The organism is Kribbella sp. NPDC050820 (assembly GCF_040653975.1).
Lineage (GTDB): Bacteria > Actinomycetota > Actinomycetes > Propionibacteriales > Kribbellaceae > Kribbella.
Genome location: NZ_JBFAHB010000172.1, coordinates 1 through 1,432, shown reverse-complemented (window position 1 = coordinate 1,432; position 1,432 = coordinate 1). Strand labels below are relative to the sequence as shown.

Below are 1,432 nucleotides of genomic sequence, written 5' to 3'. Positions count from 1 at the left end.
CCGGCTCTTGTGACGGATGTGTGGGTGGTTGAGCGCGGCTTGAGCGGCGCACGCCGTTCTCTGTCTAGGTTTCTGAGCTGTCGAGGAACAGGAACCTGGTGACGGGAGAACGGCGTGCGTTTGGACAGCTTATGGCGTGCGGTTTTGGGGATTGAGCGCGCGGTGGTCGAGGACGTGGTGTTCGACGAGGACGGGCAGGTCGTGGTGGTGTCGGTGCGGCCGGTGGCGCGGCAGCGGGGCCGGTGTGGGCGGTGCCGGCGCCGGTGCCGGGGTTATGACCGGGGCCGTGGCGGGCGGCGCCGGTGGCGGGGCCTGGATCTGGGCACGGTCCGGGTGTTTGTGGAGGCCGAGGCGCCACGGGTGGACTGTCCCGTCCATGGGGTGGTGGTCGCGCATGTGCCCTGGGCCCGGCACGATGCCGGGCATACCCGGATGTTCGATGATCAGGTGGCGTGGCTGGCGACGCAGACCTCGAAGAGCGCGGTGACGCAGCTGATGCGGATCGCGTGGCGCACGGTCGGGGCGATCGTACGGCGGGTTTGTGCCGAGGTGGACGCGGTGACCGACCGGCTCGCCGGGCTGGCCCGGGTCGGGATCGACGAGGTCAGCTACCGCAAGGGCCAGAAGTACCTGACCGTGGTGGTCGACCACGACTCCGGGAACCTGGTGTGGGCCGAGCCCGGCCGCGACGCCGCGACCGTGGGCAGGTTCTTCGACGCCCTCGGCCCGGACCGCGCCGGGCGGTTGACGCACGTGTCGGCCGACGGGGCCGGCTGGATCACCGGCGTGGTCGCCCGGCAGGCGCCGCAGGCGGTGATCTGCGCTGATCCGTTCCATGTCGTGTCCTGGGCGACCGACTGCCTGGACGAGGTCCGCCGGGAGGCCTGGAACGCCGCCCGCCGCGCGGCCGGGGGAACCCGGCCGGTCGGTGCGCTGGCCGGGACCCGCTACCACGCCTCCCGTGGGACCGCGCAGACCATCGCACGGTCGCGGTGGGCGTTGTGGAAGAACCCCGAAGACCTCACCGTCAACCAAACCGCCCAGCTCGCCTGGATCGCGATCTCCAGCCCCCGCCTGCACCGCGCCTACCTGCTCAAGGAAGGCCTGCGGCACGTGTTCAAACTCGGCGGCGACACCGGCAAACACGCCCTGCGATCCTGGCTGGCCTGGGCCCAGCGCAGCCGCATCAACGTGTTCGTTCAACTCGGCCGCAGAATCAAACGCCACCTGACCGCGATCCACGCCACCCTCGACCACGGCCTGACCAACGCCCGCATCGAAGCAGCCAACACCAGAATCCGCCTCATCACCCGCACCGCCTACGGCTTCAAAAACCCCCACGCCCTCATCGCCCTGGCCATGCTCACCCTCGGCGGCTACCGCCCACCCCTCCCCGGGCGAAACTGACCCACACATCAGACAGAAGAGCCGG

The 1,432-nt window shown here is 70.5% G+C and carries 1 protein-coding gene; it reads left to right on the top strand.

Annotated features, from left to right (window positions below):
- The first annotated feature begins 114 nt into the window (after positions 1-114).
- A complete protein-coding gene (locus tag AB0H36_RS48060) occupies positions 115-1,407 on the top strand; it encodes an ISL3 family transposase (RefSeq protein WP_360539124.1) in 1,293 nt (430 codons plus the stop codon).
- Positions 1,408-1,432 lie beyond the last annotated feature (25 nt).